Origin of the sequence: Streptococcus sp. 1004_SSPC, from assembly GCF_001069025.1 — a bacterium.
Taxonomy (GTDB): Bacteria; Bacillota; Bacilli; order Lactobacillales; family Streptococcaceae; genus Streptococcus; species Streptococcus vestibularis.
Genome location: NZ_JWGQ01000099.1, coordinates 1 through 294 on the forward strand (window position 1 = coordinate 1; position 294 = coordinate 294).

The following is a 294-nucleotide window of genomic DNA, read 5'->3' on the forward strand; positions in this document are numbered from 1 at the left end:
AATTAACTTAAACATCTTCTCATAACCATAAAACATCTCAGACTTCAGAATGCAAAAGAAAGATTCCATCATGCCGTTGTATGGACTGTTCCCTTTACGTGACATGGAAGGCTGAATCCCCCTTACCCACTATAAAAAGCGATGAGAATACGGTATTGATATAACTACCCCCGTTAGCTACTTGGAATATCAAACTCTGTCGCATCTGTGTAGCACTTTCCCATTGGTTTTGATGCTTCAAACTGGCGTTGAATGAGATTCTCTGCTTTCTTGCCAACCTCTCCTTGATATGAA

Annotated in this window: 1 pseudogene; it reads right to left on the minus strand. The window is 40.1% G+C overall.

Annotated features, from left to right (window positions below):
- Nucleotides 1-294: pseudogene (locus ADF62_RS10855) on the minus strand (IS3 family transposase); the annotation flags it as partial.